This window comes from Corynebacterium sp. (genome assembly GCF_030826625.1).
Classification (GTDB): Bacteria; Actinomycetota; Actinomycetes; order Mycobacteriales; family Mycobacteriaceae; genus Corynebacterium.
The window spans coordinates 1-20,536 of the sequence record NZ_JAPJNQ010000041.1; the positions used below are offsets into that span (position 1 = coordinate 1).

Genomic DNA, 20,536 nt, shown 5'->3' on the forward strand with positions numbered 1-20,536 from the left:
AACGGTGAATTCGAAGTAGTCGACGTCGGATCGTTAAACGGCACTTATGTTAATAGTGAGCAACGCAATTCGCAGGTGCTTTCGGTTGGTGATGAGATTCAAATTGGTAAGTTCCGCTTGGTCTTTTTAGCTGACCAGAAGAAATAGCTGACACCAGGAAATAAAGGTAGTTGTGAGCCCAGCATCTCAAGCAGCATCGCAGCCTGCGCCGCGGCCAGGTAGTGCGCACAAGACACGTAAGGCGAAGTCCATTGGTGTGGTCTTGGAATCTTTGCGTGCCGAATTCCCGGATATCACAGTCTCAAAGATCAGATTCTTGGAATCTGAAGGCTTGATCTCTCCACAGCGTACGAAATCTGGTTACCGGCGCTTTACCGACGAAGATATCGCGCGCCTGCGCTACATCTTGGTCACCCAACGCGATCACTATTTGCCGTTGAAAGTGATCCGTGAGCAGCTTGAGGCCATGGATTCCGGGCAGGTCACGGCGTTATTGGGGACCAACACCACCCAACAGATCGTTTCTGCCGATTCTTTCCGTGCCAGTGGGCCGCGTAGCTTCACTGACACCGATGTTGCCAGCCAAGCTGGCGTGGAGATCGAATTCGTTACTGAATTGGTTGGTGCTGGGCTGATTCGTCCGGATGCGGCAGGCTTTTTTGCGGCCGATGACATCAGCATCGTGACCACCGCGTGGTCGTTGCAGCAATTGGGCTTTGATATTCGACTATTGAAGTCACTGCGTAACGGTGCGCGTCGGCAAGCGGATCTGGTCAACCAAGTCGCGGGGCCGCTCGCGCACGGTAAATCCGATAATGCGCGACAGCAAGCAGAAGAGTTGTCACAGCAAATTTCTGCGTTGGTGGTTTCGCTGCACACAAGTTTGCTGAAAAATACCTTGCGCGAGGAGTTTGAATCCTAAGAACTCGCATCCTCAGAAGATGCTAGTGAGCACTGTGTAGCTCGCACCGGCACCGCGATGCTGCGGTGCCGGTTTTCTCATGATTAGGCTTACCCGCTAACTCGAGTTTGTCTACTGAGGTTGATGTGAAAAAGAAACCCTAAAGTTTTAAGTGAGACTTTAGGGCGTGTCGCACCGATACGTCTTGACGGGGCAATAGGATTGACCTTAAATAACTTTAAGGATTCCAAACTTCCATCGGAGTAATTACGTGACTATCAACTCAAACCGTTCCTATGACGCGGACGCACCGTACGTCCAGGAGTCCCTGTTTGACCTCGGTCCGGACGAGCAGCTTGGCTATCGCGTTCCCATCGCGTGCCAAGTCGCGGGAATCACCTACCGCCAGCTTGATTACTGGGCGCGCACCAATTTGGTTAAGCCATCGATTCGTAATGCTCGTGGGTCGGGTTCGCAACGCCTGTATTCTTTCAAAGACGTGCTGGTGCTGAAGATCGTCAAGCGCTTGCTGGATACTGGGATTTCTCTGCAAAACATCCGCCTGGCGGTAGAATCGCTGCGCGAGCGCGGAGTTAACGACATCGCCGAGATCACTCTGGTCTCTGATGGCACCTCGGTGTACGAATGCCACAACAATGAGCAGGTCATCGACCTGCTTTCCGGTGGGCAAGGCGTGTTCGGTGTGGCTATCCCAGGAATCATGAAAGAACTCAGTGGGACGATCAGCTCGTTCCCTGCAGAACGCGTGGACCCGGATCTTGCCGACGATACCGAGACCAACACCGGCCTCGACGAGCTGGCAGCTTTGCGGCAACGGAAAACGCACTCAGCATAAGCCGACAGAACACGGGCAGGTATCCCCGCCTAGATGCCGACAGCACGTCGCAGAGACTGATCCAGCTCTGCGGCGTTTTTTGCTACCTGCACGTCGGTCGCTACCTCACGCAGCGCGGCATCTGGCTCGCCTGCGCCGACATGGATTACGGCCAACTGCGCATTTTCGCCCAAGGCAGCCCGGAATTGTTCGGCAAAATCTGCGTATGCATCGGCGGTCCCGGAGGTAATAAGCACGATGCGAGCAGGGGCAGAGGAAGCGATTCCGGCTGCGCCTTGTTGCGTCGCTGCGTAGTCACTGATTGCATGAGCTGCCGCTAACAAAGCTTCATTGGTTTGCGGCACACCACCGGTACCCAATAGCTGCACCGATCGTGCGGTCTCAGCACCGTCACTGAACCAAATATTGCGACGCCATCCCTGCTGCACGCCGGGGTTAAGCGGGGAAGAATAATTCCATAACGCCGCGGCATGACCAGCCTCACTTAATGCCGGTGCAACCGCGGCAATGGCATCTGCGGCCGCCTGGAAACGAGTCGGCCCCGTCACGTCATTGGCGAAGCCAGCCCCCATGTTCTCTGAGGTATCCAGCAAGAACATGGTATCTGTGGCTTGCAGAGCTGTTGCGTGTTCGTCCGTGTTATTGGAATGGTCGCTATCTCCAGAGCCCGCGGCATCGTTGTCCTCTGTCGCACTAGCGGCATTCTTAGTCGTGGCATTCAAACTGCCGAAATCTTTCGTGGTACGTGCTAGATACGATTCCCAAACCGCACTTGCATCCAGGCGCTGGTTCGTCTCTTCGGACTCCACCTGGCCCTGGGCCTGCGGATCAGACTCAAACCCATGGTATTGCTCAGCCAAATCTTCTACGAAAGTTTGCGCTGCGCGCGCTTGTTCTTCGTCAATCTCAGCAGACTGGTTAAGCACTACTGCTGCGTATTCCACATAGGCACCATCCAGGGCACGGAAAGACCCTTCGCCCTGCGCGCTCATGGCCTGGACAGCGGCCGTCGGACCTGTGGAATCTGCGAGTGCAGTGTTCTCGTCGCGCAGCAAGAAATCAGCTCCGGCGTTGGCATCGTCGGCAAGCGCGGTAGCGACCACCGCAGACGCAGGAGAATCTCCCGGATAACTCACGACATCCGCGGGCAAGTCGACGCTTACCTCTGCGTCCGTGGTGGCGGTTGGATCATAAATTCCAGCTGCCTGCCCAGCCACCAACGGATAATCGGCAGTGCTCGAGGCGGGTTTGCGCCCAGCAGCTTCGATGGTGCGTTGCAGCAGTGGGGAATTGGCATCAATAAAGACCGCCGCCTTCGAGATATCTTCGGCGACGACTGCTTGCACACAATAATCTCGAACCACCGGTGTAGTTGCGTTCCACGAGGCCAACAGGGACTGTGCCAACGTCTTATCTCCACTGGCAACCGGAAGTTGCAAATCACCCTCGATACAACTTTGTTCGCCAGCGCCGTCGGCTGCGGAGTTTGAATCAGCAGAGCCGCTTCCCAGCACCAACCATGCGATCAGGGCAATAATCGCTACGAAAATTGCGATGACCGTGGCGATGAAGCCGCCGGAAAACTGTGTCTTTTGCTCAGGTGTGTAGTGACGCCCCATAGCCATCTAGTCTAGCCCGCTGCACGTCGTCGACAATATTTATCAGTCTGTGTCGGATCGGCTCAGCGCGTTCTGCGAGCATTCGTTGGCGTCGGACGTACTCATTTTTTCCTGCGGTAGTTTCGATGGCAACCACGCCGAGCCCCCAATCACGGCAATCATACGGGGATGCCTCCATATCGAGTTCGCGAGCGGCAACGGCCAGATCGAAACACTCGTGCAGTAACTCCCCGGGAACCAGCGGGCCCAATTTCCACGCCCACTTATACAAATCCATCGTGACGTGCACGCAGCCGCCTTGGTCGCACTCGGGCTGATCCTCCCGACGCAACACCGTGAGATTCAGTGGCCGTGCCGGGGGAGTGAAAAAGCGGTAGGCGTCGTAATGACTGCACCGTAGATTATGCTTTTCGACAACCTCATCAGTCCGAGCCTGGCCCAAGCGCAGGGGGAGATCATGGCGCGGGTTGTCTGTGCGATAGACCATCGCCCACTCATGCAAGCCGAAACAATCGAAACGTGCTGGTCGCGCGGCGGTGCGGGAAAGCAAGTTGCCGATATAGTCGATGGCAGATCCCCGGCGTTGCCAGAAAGCGGCGAGGTCCAATTCCACGCCGCGAGCAGTGCGGTGATAGTCGCGCCACTGTGCATGCGGTGGATCGCCTGCTAAGGCCGCGCCGAAACCGGGATGCCAGCTTTTCAGGTGCGTTGGCCGTACTGGGTAATACTCGAACAAGAAATCATAAATCGGGTGTTTCGTTCCCGGGTTGCGGTAGCGCTCAAGGCGTTGTTCGGCACGCCGCAGATGCGCCTGGGATCGCTCGGTCCATTCTTGTTCGGTATAAATCATGGCGCATTCAGTTTAACGACTGCGCTTGCGCACGTTGGGCTTGGAACCCCACGCACTGTTTTTCTTGCCGCGTGATTTCTGCGCACTTGCTGCACCTGCGGAGTTTTTCTGGCTGCGTTGCCGTGGATTGTTTTGTCTGCGAGGTTTGCGCGCGCCGCTGCCTTGAGCTCCTTTCCGGGAGCCGTTGCCGCCGCGCGAACCTGAGGAGCGCCCACCGGCTGTGGGTTTTGGTGGCAGTGCGGTCCCGGATGGTTCGCGTGCCCCGGTGAGCTCACGCAATTCCTGCGGCATGTCTGGGCCCATCGCAATAATGGTGCGCGCGTCCACGCCTGCTTTTTTGACCAGGGCTTTTACGGTCTTTTCTTGATCTGCAAGCACGAGCGTGACGACGGTTCCGCGTGCCCCGGCGCGGGCAGTGCGCCCGGCGCGGTGCAGATATGCTTTATGCTCTGCCGGGGGATCAATGTGTACCACGAGGCTGACATCACTGATATCGATACCGCGGGCGGCGATGTCTGTCGCCACCAACACCGGAATGCTGCCGTCGCTAAAGCCATCGATTGCTTGGGTGCGCGCACCTTGCGATTTGTCCCCGTGCAAGCCCAGAGCATTAACGCCAATTCGGCGGAGTTTTTTCACCTGCCGGTCGACGCCGTGCTTGGTGCGCATAAACATGATCGTCTTGCCGTGGCGAGCAGCGATCTTTTCGACGAGCTCGTTACGGTTTTCGCGTGATCCCACGTGTGCGATGACGTGTTCCATGGTTTCCACGGCGCTGTGTGCCGGGGCGGTTTCATGGGTGCGTGGATCGTGTAAAAACTTGTCGACGACGGCCTGGACCTGGTTATCCAAGGTGGCTGAGAACAGTAGGTGCTGGCAGTCGCTGGGCAACTTGTTCCACAGCTTGGTTACCTGCGGCAAAAATCCCATGTCGGCCATCTGGTCGGCCTCATCGAGCGTGGCGATGGCAACTTGGTCCAGGTGTACCTTTTTTTGGTTCAGCAGATCCTGCAGCCGGCCTGGGGTAGCAACCAGCAGGTCGACCGGTGCTGCGAGGCGGCGGATCTGCGGATTAATGTTGACGCCACCGACCACGCTGAACACACGCAAACCCAGCGAGGCAGCAGGATCTTCCAGCCGTTCCGAGATTTGTATTGCCAGCTCGCGGGTGGGCGCGAGGATGACTGCCCGCGGGTGGCCGGGGCGTGATACCCCGGACGTCGCCAAGCGGTGCAGGATGGGCAGCCCGAAGCTGAAAGTCTTGCCGGAGCCAGTAGGGCCTTTGCCCAGCACGTCGCGGCCCGACAAAACGTCGGGGATCGTCAGCGCCTGAATGGGAAAGGCGGTGGTGATGCCTTCGCGGCGGAGGAAATGCACGATGGGCCGGGCGAGACCAAGCTCGGCAAACGAGGTTTCGGCGGTGGTGTTGTCGGCAGCTGCAGACGTCACAGGGGTGGACGTTGCCGGGTTGGACGTTGCCGGGTTGGAGGTTGCCGGGGCAGAAGAAGATTGGGGGCCAGAGTGGTTGGCGCCAGAGTTAGTTGTCATCAGAGCTTAGTCTATCGCGGTCGATGCAGCAGACGACTACGCAGCGTGAGTGATCCTGGGCAAGGTTGCAAGCCGCACAGCGAAAACATGTGTGACCTGCAGCTCTGTGCCACACCTTACAGTCAAAACCTATTCAGACGATAGGCAAAGCGTTGTAGCGTGAAAGTGTAGGCATGCCCGCCAGTTGATGAGTAAAGGATTATTACTGTGGCCGAACACTTTCTCCCCAGAGCAAAGGTTCAGACTCCGGAAGGCGATTTGATTCCTGACGTCGCCACCCCGGAACAATCCCAGAAAAAGCGAGATGTCCGTTTCGTATTGCAGCCGGTGTGGTTTCTGCTCGCGGTGGCGGCTCTCGTCGGTGTTTTACTGTTGCCTATTGATTCGTTGGCGTGGGAGGGGCAGGTCGCACTCGCGATTTTGGCCTTCGCTGTCATCATGTGGGTGACCGAAGCTGTGTCTTATCCCGTCAGTGCGTTTTTGATCATCAGTTTGATCGCGCTGATTTTGGGCTTGTCGCCGGATCCCGAAACCGGCGAGATCGTCGGTACTTCGTCCGCACTGGGCACAGCCCTGCAAGGCTTTTCGACATCGGCGTTGGCTCTGGTCGCGGCCGCGCTGCTGTTGGCTGGTGCGATGCAATCGACGGGGCTGCACGAACGCCTCGCGCTGTTGGTGATGAAGCTCGCCGGTGATAAAACCTCGAATATTCTGATTGGTGCGATCGCGATCGCGACGTTGTTGGCATTTTTCGTGCCTTCGGCGACTGCCCGCGCCGGTGCCGTCGTGCCGATTTTGCTGGGCATGGTCGCGGCCTTTGGCTTGTCGACGAACTCCAAGCTGGCATCGTTGCTGGTTATCACCGCAGTGCAGGCTGTGTCGATCTGGAACGTCGGTATCCAGACCGCGGCTGCACAAAACTTCGTCGCGCTGAACTTCATCCAGGAAGAATTCGGTGAAACCATTTCCTGGGGCCAGTGGTTTATCTGGGCAGCGCCGTGGTCCGTGCTGATGTCGATCGCGCTGTTTTTCATCATGCGCGCGACCATCAAACCGGAAGCTGACTCGATTTCTGGTGGCCGTGAGCTCATCGAACAGAAGCTCGCAGAACTTGGACCTATGTCCAGTCGGGAAAAGCGCCTGGTTGCGGTCGCGGTGTTGCTGCTGTTCGTCTGGGCCACGGGTGATATTTTGCATCCGGTATCGGCTCCCGTCGCCACCGTGGTTGCAGTGAGCTACATGCTGTTGCCGAAAATTGGCGTATTCGACTGGAAAACCGCCCAGGATTTGGTCTCCTGGGGTACGTTGATCGTCTTCGCAGTCGGCATTTCTCTGGGGACTTTGCTGCTGAACACGGGTGCAGCAAGCTGGTTATCAGAACAGACCTTCGGTGCCCTTGGATTGGAATCGATGCCGTTGCTCGCAACGATCGCGCTGGTCTCGCTGTTTAATATCCTGATTCACCTGGGCTTTGCCTCGGCAACCTCGTTGGCGTCGGCGTTGATCCCGGTCTTTATTGCCTTGTCGACGACGGTTGCGGCCGCCGACGCTTCCATCGGATTTGTGGTCATCCAGCAATTCGTGATTTGTTTCGGCTTCTTGCTGCCAGTCTCTGCACCGCAGAATATGCTCGCCTATGGAACTGGCGCATTCACCCGCGGGGAATTCCTGAAGACGGGTATTCCGCTCACGATCGTCGCATACCTGCTGGTTCTGCTGTTTTCTGCCACCTATTGGAAGTGGATGGGGCTGGTTTAAAGTCGCTTGGCTGGCTGCGCTGCTAGCCATTGGTTGCCGGCAGCGTTCCAGTTGCAGCCGCGACAGAAGAGCAGCGACAACAGAAGAGCAGTGGCGCTTAGCGCTGCTGCTCGGTTTTGTCTCCGGTCCAATCCAAGTGGAAGCTGCCTTCGGCATCGACCCGGCGATAGGTGTGGGCACCGAAATAATCGCGTTGCGCTTGCACCATCGCCGCCGGCAGGCGCTTCGAGCACAGCGAATCGTAGTAGGAGAGTGAAGAACTGAATACAGGAGCCGCCAGGCCCAAGCGGATTGCAGATGCTGCCACAGTGCGCCAGGAATCCAGCAATCCAGACAATTCCCCGGTGAAATACGAATCCAGCAACAACGACGGCAGTTCTGGCAGCTGCTCATAAGCGTTATCGATGCGATCCAAGAACGCTGCTTGAATGATGCAGCCACCCCGCCATACCGCTGCGAGATCGCGCGGGTTGATATTCCATTCGTATTCCGCAGAGCCAGCCGCGATGAGGTCGAATCCTTGGGCGTATGCCACTAACTTGGAGGCATACAAAGCACGGCGGACGTGCTCGATGAATTCTTCGACACCGATGCCGAGCGCAGCGAAATCTTCCAAGTTTCCGGTGGGGAAGTTCTCGACTGCTTCAGCACGTAGTTCGCTCGACGACGACAGCGCGCGGGCAAAGACTGCTTCACCGATTGCGGTGGCGGGAATGCCCAAATCCAGCGCCTCTTTCGCCGTCCAACGGCCAGTACCTTTTTGACCGGCAGCGTCCTGGATGACGTCGATCATTGGGGCACCGGTTTGCGGATCGGAGGTCTCCAGGATGTCGGCGGTGATCCCGATCAAGTAAGAATCAAGGTCACCGTCGTTCCATTCACGGAAAATCTCTGCGATTCGCGCCGGCTCCAGTCCTGCGCCGTGGCGCAGCAGATGATAAGCCTCACCGATTAACTGCATATCGGCGTATTCGATGCCGTTGTGCACCATTTTCACGAAGTGACCAGCACCGTTGGGGCCGATGTAGCGCACACACGGGGTGCCGTCGACACGCGCGGCGATCGATTCCAACAGCGGGCGGATGAATTCCCAGGATTCTTGCGGGCCACCCGGCATGATCGAAGGCCCATGCAACGCGCCTTCTTCGCCTCCGGAAATACCGGCGCCAACGAACAAACGGCCGGTGGTGGCGACGGCGCGTTCACGGCGTACCGTATCGGTGTACAGCGAGTTGCCACCGTCGATAAGAATATCGCCTTCGTCGAAGGCCCGGACGAGATCATCAATCGCAGTATCCGTGGCGGTTCCCGCAGGCACCATCAGCAACGCCCGGCGCGGGGTCGTCAAATTTGCAGCGAGCTCTTCCAGGTCATGGCAGGCAACGAATTCACCCTCATCGCCGTGATTAGCGATCAAGTTGCTGACGTTGTCTGCTTTGCGGTCATAGAGCGCGACGCGGTAACCGTTGCGCGCAAAATTGCGGGCTAGGTTCGAACCCATGACGCCGACGCCGACGACGGCGATATCTGCTAGCTGCTGCGAAGAATGCTGCTTGTTCATGGCACTTGATTCTACCTTCTGCTGCACGCGATGCGGTGCACTAGAGTTGTTTCATGGGATATTTGGAAGCAGTGACAACAGCTGCCTCACGAGCATTGCACCAAGATGAATTAGACGAACTCAACAGCACTGAGCTGGGCTTGGATAGTTTGCTCGGGGTGGTTTATTCGCACGCGGCACCACTTGAGGTACGTGCGTATCTCGAGGTGAACTCAACCCACCTGCAGTACGCCGGAAGCGTTAACGGCGGGGTGTTTTGCTCGATTGCAGAGTCCGTCGCCTCGGTTGCCTCCATGATTAGCGCGCAGCGCCCTTGTGTCGGGGTGAATAACAGCACAGATTTCATTCGTGGTGTCAGCAGTGGACGTATCGAAGCCATCGCGCGTCCGATTCAGACGGGTAAGCGCACGCAATTGTGGAACGTGGAAATGTATAACCACGATGTACTCGTCGCCCGCACCACGCTGCGCACCATGGTGGTCGGGCCAACGATCGCTGAGCTGCTTGAACAGCAAGGGCAGCGGGGACAGCAGGCCCGGTAGGGGTAAATCATTAGTAGGGTACAGAGGCAATCGCCTACGCAGTGGCGCTCTTTTACAACCCTCACGGGCATGCCGCTTGCTAGCGCTGCACCCGCGCGGCTTGATCGAAAAACTCGCGTTCATGCGCGCACGCCTGCAGATATGCCCGACTAGCGCGCTTTCGGGTGGCGTCACTGGCATTCGCAAAAGCTTTTTCTACTACGGCAATAGCCTTGCGAGTTTCCTCAGCGAAATCAGCATCGCCATAGGTCTCCAACCATGAGTGGTACGGGTGCTCAGCGTGGTTGTGCTGGGCCAATGCCTCACCAATTTCGGCATAAAGCCAGAAACACGGCAGCACAGCGGCAACCCCGACGACGTAATCATCGGTAAAGGTACGTGCCACCAAGAAATCGGTATATGCCGCGGTGACCGGTGATGGATCAACCTCAGGAACGTTGAAAGAACGGTGTAATTCTGCTTCGACAGTCAGACATTCCTGCGCGGCTTTCGCCCACCAGATTTGTTCTTCGGCCGTCGGGGCAATCGTCGACAAGCGGGCCAACGCGCGGGAATACAATTCGAGATATAGCGCGTCTTGTGCAAGATAGAACATGAAGTCCTTATCGGAGAGTTCACCACTGGTCAGCGCGGTAATGAACGGCAGCTCCATGATCTCGCGCCATAGCGTTCCGGTTTGCTCCCACAGCTTTTCGGTGTGTGGTCCTTGTGCGGCGATCGCTGGGGTCGGCGCTGCATCATTGAGCGGGAAAGTCCAGGGCCTGGTATCAGCATTGCGCGCATAACGACGCAGCTGGTGGAAGTGATCCACGGGGCCGTGACCGGTGCCGACGTTGAGTGCATCCGCATTCGCGATGGCTTCGTGCAACCAATTCGTTGCCCATTCCAGGCCGTCGTTGATGCTTTCGCCGCCACCGAGGCGGGTCGCCAGCGCTGAAGACAGAGAACATCCGGTGCCGTGTGTGTTTTTAGTGTCAATCCTGGTTGCTGGTACTCGGTGGACCTCACCGTCCGAGCTTACTACCGCGTTATCAGCTACAGTTCCGTCGAGGTGACCGCCTTTGACGATCACGGTGACATCATGGGCCTTGGCGAATCGCTGCGCTTGGTCTATCGCAGTTGCAAACTCGATGGCTTCGTCGTCTTCGACGAGGACCGCGAGCTCTTTCAAATTTGGTGTGATCACGTCGACGTGCGTACACAACTCACGAACCTTGGCCTCGGCGTCGGCCTGCAGCAACCGGTCACCAGAGCTGGCAACCATCACCGGGTCGAGGACGACCGTCGCTGTTTTTGGTTTCGCTTTCTGCGCTGATTTCTGTGTATTCTTCTGCTCCGACAACCACGCAGATACGACGTCGACGGTCTCGCTATCGCCCAACATGCCGATCTTGATGGCATCGAGTTCGACGTCATCAGCGACGCTGGCGAGCTGTTCGCGGAGAAAATCCGTCGGTGGGGTGTGGATACTGCGCACACCTTGGGTATTTTGCGCTACCAGGGCGGTGACCACGGACATACCGAAACCACCGGCGGCGGCAATTGATTTCAAGTCAGCTTGAATGCCGGCACCGCCTGTGGGGTCGGTGCCGGCGATGGACAAGATACGAGCATTCGTCTTCATGCCCACTAGGCTAGCGAATTTTAAAGGAAATGCTAGCCCTATTTTTCCTGTGTGAGCTTAGCCTTGGAAGCGACGGCAGTCTTTGACTTCAACTGGCTGTTCCGCGTCGTCAGTGGTGGCTTTGCCCAGTTTCATCAGGGCGTTACGGCCGTGGCGCTGCTGCTCGGTGATCTCCAGGTTTCCGCGGTTGCGGGAGACCACGTTGCTGGTCCAGTTCAGAACCGTGAACAAACGGTTGCGCACACCGGTGAGGAACTGTGCGTGGACGACCAGCCACATCAGCCAGCCAACAAAGCCGGTGATCTCGCTGTTTTCCATCTTGACCACGGCGTTTCCACGGTTGATGATCGCCATCGAGCCTTTGTCGAAGTAGTCGAACGCTTCCTTTGGATCCTGCTCGGAATTCTCACTCGTCTTTGCGTCGATGAGTTTGGCGACGTGCTTGCCGCTCTGGATCGCAACCTGAGCAACACCAGGCAGACGGTTCAGCGACATCATGTCACCGATGATGTAGACGTTGTCGAGATCGCCGACTGTCATGTCTTCGTTGACGCTGACGCGACCAGCACGGTCGAATTCCACGTCGGCTTGCTCAGCAACCATCTTGCCCAGCGGGGAAGCCTCAACACCGGCAGACCAGATCTTGGTTGGAGACTCGATGGTGTGAACAGAATCATCAGTCATGTTCTTGTACACGACCTTGTCTTCATCGACATCCGAGACCATGGCGTTCAGGCGCACCTCGATGCCTTGCTTTTCCAGGGTACGCTGCGCCTTCTTACCCAACTTCTTGCCGAATGGGGGCAGTACCTGTGGTGCACCATCGAGCAGAATGATCTTCGCAGATTCTGGAGAGATGTTTTTAAAGGTGTCCTTCAGGCCACGCTTGGCAAGCTCAGCCAACTGGCCAGCAAGCTCGACGCCAGTAGGGCCGGCACCGATGATGACGAAAGTCAGCAGGCGGGCGCGCTCTTCTGGGTCATCAGTCAGTTCGGCGCGCTCGAATGCGCCCAGCAGACGAGAGCGGATCTCGAGCGCATCGTCGATGTTCTTCATGCCCGGTGCGTACTGTGCGAAGTGGTTGTTACCGAAGTATCCCTGGTTGGAACCAGCAGCGATCACCAATGAGTCATAAGCAAAATCTTTGCTGATATCACCTTGGGATGCGGTGACGGTCTGCTTTTCGACATCGATACCGGTGACTTCACCGCGTACGACGTCGACGTTGTTTTGCTTGCGCAGTAATTGACGCGTGGATGGTGCGATTTCGCCGGCCGATACCAAGCCGGTTGCCACCTGGTAAAGCATTGGCTGGAACAGGTGGCTGTTGGTGCGGTCGATCAGCGTGATGTCGACATCGGAGCTAGCCAAACCTTGGACTGTGTTCAGGCCACCAAAGCCAGAGCCGATGACGACGACATGGTGACGATCACCTGCAGGACGGTGAGCTTGAGACATAGATACCTCTTCGTAGAAGTTGTGCAGTGTAGTTGCAGTGGATTTGAATTAGTACACAGTTAAATATACGCCTAAAGAGTCTAGTTGCCAGTATTCCTTTGCTAAAATCGTTGGGACTATTGAGCCCGTCTATCGCCGAGTGTTTGCAAGGAGTTCGAGTGCACGAGCAACATTTGGCCCATCTAGCAGCGGTTGATGCGCAGGCGTGGCCCTCGATCGCGAGTGCGCCCGAAGGTTCGTTGCTGTCGCTACGTGCACGCATCGCCGAAGCTCAATTTGCGAAAGCCTGTGATAACGCTGGCTTAGAGCTGGATCCTAGCTCTCAGCCGGATTTAATCGTTGACCACGAATTTCTTTTCCACCGCATCGCGCAGTCTGGGTGGCTTGGGTTGGTCGAATCATATATGGCAGGAGAGTGGCGCACCCCAGATTCCGCTACACTGGTGAAGGTGTTGAGCCGGTTGCTCACCACCGGATATGCGCCACGGGGAAAACAAAAAGTTCCTGTAGAAGCATACGACGGCGGTCAGGTTCCTGCGGAGCTGGTCCGATTGTATTCGGGGGATAAAACTAGTGGTTTTGCCGGGATCTTTTCGACGGGCGTTGCCACTACAGTGCGAAATTCAGTGAGCAGTTATGTTCCTTCACAACCTGGCAGTCATGAGCCCAAGCATCACTTCGTTGATATCACCGAAATCTCAGAGCCACACGAAGTAGAGCGCGATGATTTACATGATGCGCAAGCCCGGGCAGCTAAGTTCTTGCTGGATGATCTTGGAGTAACCACATCGAGTCACGTGCTGGAATTTCCGGCGAACGGATCAGTGCTGGCTGAAGTCGCAGGGCGTCAGCGCGCAGTCGTCGACACGCTCAGCAGTGATGCAGAGCATTTGGCTGCGGTACGCGAAGATTTGGTTTTGGCAGGAGTCGACGACTTTGTGCACACCCAGCATATTTCGAACCCTTTGCCCACACCGAGTGATTGGCAAGGACGCTACGACGCCATTGTGTGCATGGAAGCGTTTGAGCATTTAGCACCCCGCGATCGCGTCTACTTTCTGCGTCACGCGGGGCGGCTCCTAGCTCCTGGAGGGAAACTCGGCTTGCAAACGCTGGTTGCCACCGATGGGATGACTGCCCCTGCCCGTAACGCATTGTTGGCATTACGTGCTTATATTTGGCCGGGACTGGGTTATCTCGACACAACCGATCACCACAAATTATTTGACCAAAAATCGGGTCTACGAATTATTAAGCAAACGCATTTCGGCTCGCATTATCTGAAATCTTTACAATTGCAGCGCAGCTTTTTTGAAGGGCGCATGCGCGAAGCAGCTGCCAGCGGATTTGACGCAGTCTACCGGCGGCTTTGGGTATTTCAGTTCGCGCTGCGCGAATCTCTGCTTGATCTAGGAATGCTCGATGCAGTGCAATTCAGCGCTGCGCATCGACATCGGCGGGGTAGGCGCTAGCCCTTAATCAAGAATCAAGAGCTAGTCCGTAATGCAGCGGTGCTAGTTAAATGCGAGCTCATTCCACGGTGATTGCTTAGAAGCCAAAGCTCCGGCTGTAGAGGCCATCATGCGTTGCTGCAGACTGTCTACCTGTCCGTGCTCGCACAAACGGCCGACCAAGAACCCATCGCCGAAATCACGCCAATTGGTGTGGTTGTCTTGTGCCAGTTTTCGAGCGTGGGCAGCGAATTCGTTCGCCTCGTCTTCGCTAAACAGCTCTGTGGCATAACCCATGGCAGCAAGCCGCACGCCTTGCGCGATACGCCAACCAGCCAACGAACTGGGTAAAGTTTTGGGCAAGAACAGATCGATATCTTCCACGGAGAGCAGTTTGTGCAGCTGAACAGCGGTATCACCAATTTCCCGCTCGATGGCCTGTTTGTCAGCCTGCTGTCGCTCGATGGCTGACGCGTATTTCTCGCCGAGGCTGGCAGTGATTTTCTCTAAACCTTCCGCTTGGCGTTTCTCCAAATCCCAGGTGCGGATTTCTTGCAGGTCACCCCGCACCGCGCGGTAAGCCTCATGGTCGGGATTATCGAGATATTTGCTGATCGCGACGCGTAGGCTAGCAGCGTCGGTGGCTTGGTGCTGGTTTTCCAGATGATTCCAGATCTCCTTGACGCGTTGTTCGTCATAGGTGGCAGGAGCATCCAGCGGGATTTTGCTACCGACCAAATAAGGAGCCTGCAGCGACCATCCGCTGCGGAGCTCGTCGGAAAGCGTACCCAGCGCAGCCACGGGAAGTTCCTGGGCGTTGGTCTGCATCGACGAAAAGATCTCTTCGTAGCTGTTGGATTTGATCGGTGGGAAAGTCTCGGTGTGCAAGGGCAGTTCCACCCACGGCGACCCCGGCGCTGTGAGCAGGGCAGCAGCGTTATGGAAAATGAAGCGGAAGTGCTCACCAATCTTGCTGGCCAGCATCGCCTCTCCGTAGATCAAAGCTGCAACATATTCGTCCCAGGTGTCATAGGCTCGAGCGATGCCGAGCACACACTTGACGATGATGGGGCGCACTTCACTGGGTTTGATCAGGCCCGCACCTGCACCCAGATTCAATTGGCGCACGGCGGCGGCAAAGTAGAAGCCTGCGAGGCTGCGGGGCAGCTCTGCGGGAATCAGCACCTCCGCATCCGGGTTGAGGAGTGGACGCAACAAGCGCGCGGCTTCGGATTCCAAAGTTGCGAACGGTGCTTCTGGCAGCGCAGAAGATAAGACATTCACCAATACGCTCGTCTGTCCTGCGCGTTGTTCCACCGGGAGTTGGCGAATTTCCTGCAACGCTGAACGGCCGGCTTCGTAGGCTTTATCATGGGTGCGCTGTGAAGCTTGCTGTGCGGATTTCAGCAAGTCTTCCCGGCTGTTAATGTTCCACGCCTTTGATAAAAACTGCGCCAATTGGGGATTAGCAGTGGCTTTTACGATGTTGCCATCGTCGTCACGTTCGATTTTGGGCATCGCTGGTAGCGGGCCATCTGGCGCGATATTTGGCCGCAAGAAATACGGCGCGACGACCGACCAGCCGCGACGAAGCATTTCGTCGGTCACACCAGATTTTTGCAGCTCGAAATCAAAGCCTCGGCGTTGGGCTTTGTCGAGGTAATCCTCGTAGCTGCTTGCATCTTCCAGGGATACTGCGTCGATCTTTCGTTCAGCCATACCGACCAGCATACCGGTGGGATGACTTTTTGCCGGGCCAGTTTATTGCAGCTGTGGAAAGGGAGGGAACAGGAGATGTTCTCCAGGTGACATAATAACTATTATCGGACATTTATCGAAGTGGCTGGAAACGTGTGGATCAGCCGTTTATCTTCGAAAAGCTCAAACGAATATCCACCGTACCGGTCTCTGCAATTTTTGCCGCGATGAGATCTGGCGAATGCACACCAAAGTCTTCACGGTTGATCTCAACCTCACCAGACACAATCAGCATCTCACCGTCGCGTAAGGCTTGAAACTGTGCGTCGACCAGCTCGGTGTGATCTTTGATCGTAAGCTCTCCGGTGACATCGATAAGCCCAGCCGTGCCGTCCTCAGGCAGCTGTGAGACGTCGACAGGCTCTGTGAGAGCAAACGTTGCTGTTGGGAACTTGCTGGTCTCAAACAACTTGTCTTTCATGTTGACGTCACGGACGTCGCGGTCGGTCGACAGTTCGTTCATGTCAACTTCAATCATCGCGGAGTTCAACGTGGAATCGCTGATCTCAGCCTCGCCAGTGACATAACCTGTGGATCCAGAGGTTACGCGCTCATCGCCGGGCAAAATCTCCGAAAACGTAAATCCCACTGAGGTGATATTTGGGTTTTTCCCCTCCATCACATGCCATTGCCCGTCTAAAGGTGTTGAGGCGGCCTTTGCGCCAGAGTCGTTCAGCGGCTCCGTTTTAACTCCTGGTCCGGTGACCAATCGGTATAACAGCGGAATCACGCTGAGCATGGCCAATATGACAATGAGGACGACGAAAATCACGATGATAGATTTACGGCGCTTCATGGGAGATTTCTTCATCATTACCTCAACTTCTCTATGGAACGCGCTAAATCGATTAGCTCTGTGCACAAGTGCCCAAGCTCTTCTGCTGAGGCATCTTCTGCTGCTGCCCACGCGATATCTTCAGCCGCACACCGCAGCTGAAACAGTGAATCATGCAGCATGTCAGCTTTTTCCTTGCTCAATATTACGGCATCTGGTGCAATCTCCGTGCCTGACAAATTTTGACGTTGTTCATAAGCCCGTTGTTTGCACGAGCTGCTGCAATACTTCCGTGGCCGACCGCGGCCTTGGGCAGCGACCTCTCCACCACACCATCGGCACGGCTTTGGCCGGTTTTCTTGATAGGCAGACATCCTGTCGATTTTAGTCTATTGACGAAAATAAGAGACATGCGAGCGAGGCGCGTAGGCATCCATTGCAGGTCGCGCATCTTCGGGAACAAAAAGGCGTGTTCGTACGTTATAGTGGTAGATCGATATCCTGACGAATTTACGACGCCCCGTGGCTGTCGTAGATTTGTCTCTGCCCCCGGAATAATAAAAGGATGTGTCCCACTTATGGCAGATCGCGTATTGCGCGGCAGCCGCATGGGCGCCGTCAGCTACGAAACTGATCGCGACCATGACCTGGCCCCACGCCAAATGGTGAAATACCGCACCGAAGACGGCGATGTTTACGAGGTTCCTTTCGCCGACGATGCGGAAATCCCAGAAGAGTGGCTCTGCAAGAACGGCAAATGGGGAACGCTCGTGGAAGGCGAAGGTGTCGAGTCTAAGCCCGTCAAGCCGCCCCGCACCCACTGGGACATGTTGTGTGAACGACGCAGCATCGAAGAGCTAGATAAACTGCTCGAAGAGCGTATCGAACACCTGCGTAAGCGTCGCCGTTCCGCAGCTAAGCTGCTCAAGGAACAAAAAGAGCAGCAGGAAGCTGAAGGCAAATAACGGCAAATAAGAGTCCACGACAAGCTGTGTTAAGCAAATCACATGCGTACAGCTCTGATTAAGGATTCTGTAAGTGCCACATAGGTGCCCTGTAAGCAATCAGTGAGCACCAAGTGCCAGTCTCCCCCTGGTTTTCCAATGGGAGCTGGTACTTTTGCGTGTAATCCCCGCCAGTTAAGAACGCTGCTTGTTCAACTGTGCGGTGAAATCGCGCACCACAGTAGACACAGTGCCTGCTGCATCTGCCACCCGCGACGGCAGCTTTGCTAGCGAAGAGTCCTGAAACTCATGCTTTCCGAGCTCACCTGCACTCACCGCGAAGTTGCGCACCTGTTGTGCCCGATGCGCAATTCCCCACCGTGTGACCTCGGCGAGTGAATCCGTTACAAATGAACCATCCAGCTTGGATTCCCCATATTCCCGTTCGGTGAAAGTGATTGGAACCTCGGCAATCACAAATCCAGCCTCGATAGCACGTCGTGCAAGATCGACCTGGAAAATATATCCGGCATTCGACAATTCATCGAGATCGAGAGCTTCGAGCACATTGCGTCGATAAGCTCGGTAACCAGCAGTCATATCGGACAAACCTGCACCAAGCGCCAGCGAGATATAGAGGTTTCCGCCGCGGGAGAGCCACTCGCGATTTTTCGGCCAGTTAACGACTTCCCCACCCGGAACGTAGCGAGATCCGATCACGGCATCTTCCCCATCGTCGATGGCGGTGAGTAGTAAATGCAGCTGTTCCGGAGCATGTGAACCGTCAGCATCCATCTCGCACAAGACTTGGTAATCGCGCTCCAAACCCCACTGGAAACCGGCGACATAGGCACCGCACAACCCGCCCTTGCCGGCACGGTGCAATACCTTCACCGCAGCATCTCCGGCGGCTAAATCATCGGCAAGCTCCCCCGTACCATCTGGGGAATTATCGTCCACGATCAACACATCAACGCGTGGCTCCGCCTTGCGCAGGCGAGCGACGATGCGTGGCAGATTATCTTTCTCGTTATAAGTCGGGATGATAACGAGAGTCTTCGCGGACGGCGTGGCAGACTCAGTCATGGTGGGTTACTCCTTCACACGACGACGGATCACAGCAAGACTACCCAATAATACTCCCGCGAGAACTAGTGCAAGTTCAAGGATCTGCCCGAAGCGCACCGCCGGCGTGATTCCCGAGCGCAACGGCAGGGTATCGACGAGATGCTTGGCCTCGAAAATCTCGGTGTCGGCCAAGACCTTGCCTGCTGGATCTACTAGCGCAGACACTCCGCTGGTCGCCGGAACCACCACAGCACGGTCAGTCTCAATGGCTCGCATGCGCGACATCGCCAATTGTTGGTAGGTCATGTCCGTAAAACCGAATGTCGCGTTATTCGTCGGCGAGGTTAAAATGCTCGCACCATTGTCGATGGAACGCCGGAATGCCTCATCGAAGGCTACTTCGTAGCAGGTAGCGACTCCGATTTTCACGTGCTTGTCAGCAGCGTCTACGGTCTCTGCGTCTGTGTTGCTCGCAGCATGCGTGGTCACATCGAGCACGCCATTACCATCGCCAGCGACGAAATTTCCCGCCATTTCGGCATATTCTGAAAGCTTTTCAAAAAGACCGCGTAACGGCAAGGTCTCGCCGAACGGCTGGAGGTAAACCTTGTCATGGAATTCACCCGGGGTCATCTTGGTATGCGACACCGAGGCATCGGGCTCGAAGACTTGCATCGTGTTGTACGGATTTCCGTCACGATGCGTGATCGTGCCTACCACGATTGGCGTGTCGACGGCTTCTACTGCACTGGCAATAGCGTCGTAGGCTTGTTGGTCACTAAACGGATTTACGTCCGAAGAGTTTTCTGGCCAGATAACAACGTCGATGTCAAGATCAAGCTCTGCTGCGCTGTCGGCCAATCTCTTTGTTTCACGTACGTGATTGTTCAGAACAGCCCGGCGTTGTGCGGCAAAATCTAGCCCTAGCCTGGGAACATTGCCCTGGATCGCGGCCACGGTGATCTCGTCAAAAGTGTTGCCTGGCCGATTGAGCTGCAAGGTTGCCACCGCACCACCGAGCAACGGGATGATGATCATCGCGACGCTGACACCACGCTGCAGCCCACGTTGTGCATTGCTGATAGTGCTGTCGTCGGTGGTCGTTGCTACCCGTCCTTCGCTTCCACGTAGAACGTGGGTGCTGGCGAGTAATTGCACTATGCCGACGCCTATAAACACCGTTGCGACTGTAACCAATGCTGGCCCGCCCCATTGCGCGAGACCGGCTAACGGCCCTTCGATCTGACCCCATGCAAGGCGTACCCACCCAAAACCACCGAAAGGGAAAGAGCTGCGCGCGAATTCGACGGCGAGATACCACAGCGGGAAAGCAACGAATCCCCAGTGTGAACGCGCCAAAGCGACCCCGCCAAGGCCCGTCAGAATCGCGTATAGGGAACATGTCACAGCCAAAGCTATATACGGCGGCTTACCGACGTATTCTCCTATCCACGGCAACAACAGAAGATAACAGGCCATGCCATGCACGAAGCCGATAGCAGCACCTTGCGCCATGCTTGGTCGCGCGCTTGTCGACGATGCGCGAGTCCGTCCGCGCGGCCACGGCAGCAATGCGGCATACAATAAACCGCCGGCCACTATGCCGGCTGCCCACCAGCCTAATGGCTCATACGAGGTAAAAGCGGCGGCGCCGGCAAGCGCAGCGAGCGCTAGGCGTGCGAAGAAACTTAGCATTGAAGAAATCTAACCGGTGAACGAACCAAAATAACGTGAATCAATCTTCATCATCAGTTTTATCTTTAGATGATGATTCCCCGGAGGTGAAGTCTTCTGGGCGCATTGATTCTGCCCATGTTCGAAGT

Annotated in this window: 18 protein-coding genes; 7 read left to right on the plus strand and 11 right to left on the minus strand. The window is 56.1% G+C overall.

What is annotated here, in order from left to right; genetic code table 11:
* The 3 genes from RCH87_RS06415 to RCH87_RS06425 form a co-directional block, all read left to right on the plus strand.
* On the plus strand, positions 1 to 147 hold a 147-nt coding region (locus RCH87_RS06415; protein WP_306515904.1), incomplete at its 5' end, for an FHA domain-containing protein.
* Positions 148 to 172: 25 nt separating this feature from the next.
* On the plus strand, positions 173 to 922 hold the full coding sequence (locus RCH87_RS06420; RefSeq protein WP_373690939.1) for a MerR family transcriptional regulator: 750 nt from the start codon (positions 173 to 175) through the stop codon (positions 920 to 922).
* 250 nt (positions 923 to 1,172) lie between these two features.
* Positions 1,173 to 1,757 carry a MerR family transcriptional regulator gene (locus tag RCH87_RS06425; protein ID WP_306515889.1) on the plus strand — a complete coding sequence of 195 codons (585 nt, stop codon included), beginning with the start codon at positions 1,173 to 1,175 and terminating at the stop codon, positions 1,755 to 1,757.
* A gap of 29 nt (positions 1,758 to 1,786) precedes the next feature.
* Here the strand turns inward: RCH87_RS06425 and RCH87_RS06430 are convergent, their stop codons facing one another.
* Genes RCH87_RS06430 through RCH87_RS06440 form a run of 3 tightly spaced genes read right to left on the minus strand, consistent with a single transcriptional unit; the run spans position 1,787 to position 5,774 of the window.
* Entirely contained in the window at positions 1,787 to 3,376 is a 1,590-nt protein-coding gene (locus tag RCH87_RS06430) for a vWA domain-containing protein (protein ID WP_306515890.1), read from the minus strand.
* Entirely contained in the window at positions 3,354 to 4,226 is an 873-nt protein-coding gene (locus RCH87_RS06435) for a hypothetical protein (protein ID WP_306515891.1), read from the minus strand. Before RCH87_RS06435 ends, RCH87_RS06430 begins: the two co-directional genes overlap by 23 nt.
* Before the next feature lie 12 nt (positions 4,227 to 4,238).
* A complete protein-coding gene (locus tag RCH87_RS06440; RefSeq protein WP_306515892.1) occupies positions 4,239 to 5,774 on the minus strand; it encodes a DEAD/DEAH box helicase in 1,536 nt (511 codons plus the stop codon).
* Between the two features lie 207 nt (positions 5,775 to 5,981).
* On the opposite strand from RCH87_RS06440, the gene RCH87_RS06445 reads away from it, so the two are divergent.
* Positions 5,982 to 7,532: a DASS family sodium-coupled anion symporter gene (locus RCH87_RS06445; protein ID WP_306515893.1), complete on the plus strand. Its 1,551-nt coding sequence runs from the start codon at positions 5,982 to 5,984 to the stop codon at positions 7,530 to 7,532.
* A 97-nt stretch (positions 7,533 to 7,629) separates the two neighbouring features.
* On the opposite strand, the gene gndA is transcribed toward RCH87_RS06445, so the two are convergent.
* Positions 7,630 to 9,093: an NADP-dependent phosphogluconate dehydrogenase gene (gene gndA, locus RCH87_RS06450; RefSeq protein ID WP_306515894.1), complete on the minus strand. Its 1,464-nt coding sequence runs from the start codon at positions 9,091 to 9,093 to the stop codon at positions 7,630 to 7,632.
* A 53-nt stretch (positions 9,094 to 9,146) separates the two neighbouring features.
* Between gndA and RCH87_RS06455 the strand changes: the two genes are divergently transcribed.
* Entirely contained in the window at positions 9,147 to 9,635 is a 489-nt protein-coding gene (locus RCH87_RS06455) for a PaaI family thioesterase (RefSeq protein WP_306515895.1), read from the plus strand.
* A gap of 79 nt (positions 9,636 to 9,714) precedes the next feature.
* Here the strand turns inward: RCH87_RS06455 and RCH87_RS06460 are convergent, their stop codons facing one another.
* Both RCH87_RS06460 and RCH87_RS06465 read right to left on the minus strand, forming a co-directional pair.
* On the minus strand, positions 9,715 to 11,259 hold the full coding sequence (locus RCH87_RS06460) for a bifunctional hydroxymethylpyrimidine kinase/phosphomethylpyrimidine kinase (RefSeq protein ID WP_373690940.1): 1,545 nt from the start codon (positions 11,257 to 11,259) through the stop codon (positions 9,715 to 9,717).
* A gap of 57 nt (positions 11,260 to 11,316) precedes the next feature.
* Positions 11,317 to 12,717, minus strand: coding sequence for an NAD(P)/FAD-dependent oxidoreductase (locus tag RCH87_RS06465; protein ID WP_306515896.1), 1,401 nt, complete (start codon positions 12,715 to 12,717; stop codon positions 11,317 to 11,319).
* Between the two features lie 158 nt (positions 12,718 to 12,875).
* Here RCH87_RS06465 and RCH87_RS06470 point away from each other — a divergent pair, with 158 nt between their 5' ends.
* Positions 12,876 to 14,189, plus strand: coding sequence for a class I SAM-dependent methyltransferase (locus tag RCH87_RS06470; RefSeq protein WP_306515897.1), 1,314 nt, complete (start codon positions 12,876 to 12,878; stop codon positions 14,187 to 14,189).
* A gap of 42 nt (positions 14,190 to 14,231) precedes the next feature.
* Here RCH87_RS06470 and RCH87_RS06475 read toward each other — a convergent pair whose 3' ends face one another.
* The 3 genes from RCH87_RS06475 to RCH87_RS06485 form a co-directional block, all read right to left on the minus strand.
* A complete protein-coding gene (locus RCH87_RS06475) occupies positions 14,232 to 15,887 on the minus strand; it encodes a DUF1266 domain-containing protein (RefSeq protein WP_306515898.1) in 1,656 nt (551 codons plus the stop codon).
* Between the two features lie 139 nt (positions 15,888 to 16,026).
* On the minus strand, positions 16,027 to 16,722 hold the full coding sequence (locus RCH87_RS06480; RefSeq protein ID WP_306515899.1) for a YceI family protein: 696 nt from the start codon (positions 16,720 to 16,722) through the stop codon (positions 16,027 to 16,029).
* 17 nt (positions 16,723 to 16,739) lie between these two features.
* The gene (locus tag RCH87_RS06485; protein WP_306515900.1) at positions 16,740 to 17,075 is read right to left on the minus strand and encodes a hypothetical protein; all 336 of its coding nucleotides are present in this window, start codon (positions 17,073 to 17,075) and stop codon (positions 16,740 to 16,742) included.
* Positions 17,076 to 17,279: 204 nt separating this feature from the next.
* Here RCH87_RS06485 and RCH87_RS06490 point away from each other — a divergent pair, with 204 nt between their 5' ends.
* Entirely contained in the window at positions 17,280 to 17,666 is a 387-nt protein-coding gene (locus RCH87_RS06490; RefSeq protein ID WP_306515901.1) for an RNA polymerase-binding protein RbpA, read from the plus strand.
* A 174-nt stretch (positions 17,667 to 17,840) separates the two neighbouring features.
* On the opposite strand, the gene RCH87_RS06495 is transcribed toward RCH87_RS06490, so the two are convergent.
* Positions 17,841 to 18,731, minus strand: coding sequence for a polyprenol monophosphomannose synthase (locus tag RCH87_RS06495; RefSeq protein ID WP_306515902.1), 891 nt, complete (start codon positions 18,729 to 18,731; stop codon positions 17,841 to 17,843).
* Between the two features lie 6 nt (positions 18,732 to 18,737).
* Positions 18,738 to 20,408, minus strand: a complete 1,671-nt coding sequence (lnt, locus tag RCH87_RS06500; RefSeq protein WP_306515903.1) for an apolipoprotein N-acyltransferase — start codon at positions 20,406 to 20,408, stop codon at positions 18,738 to 18,740.
* Between the last annotated feature and the right edge of the window lie 128 nt (positions 20,409 to 20,536).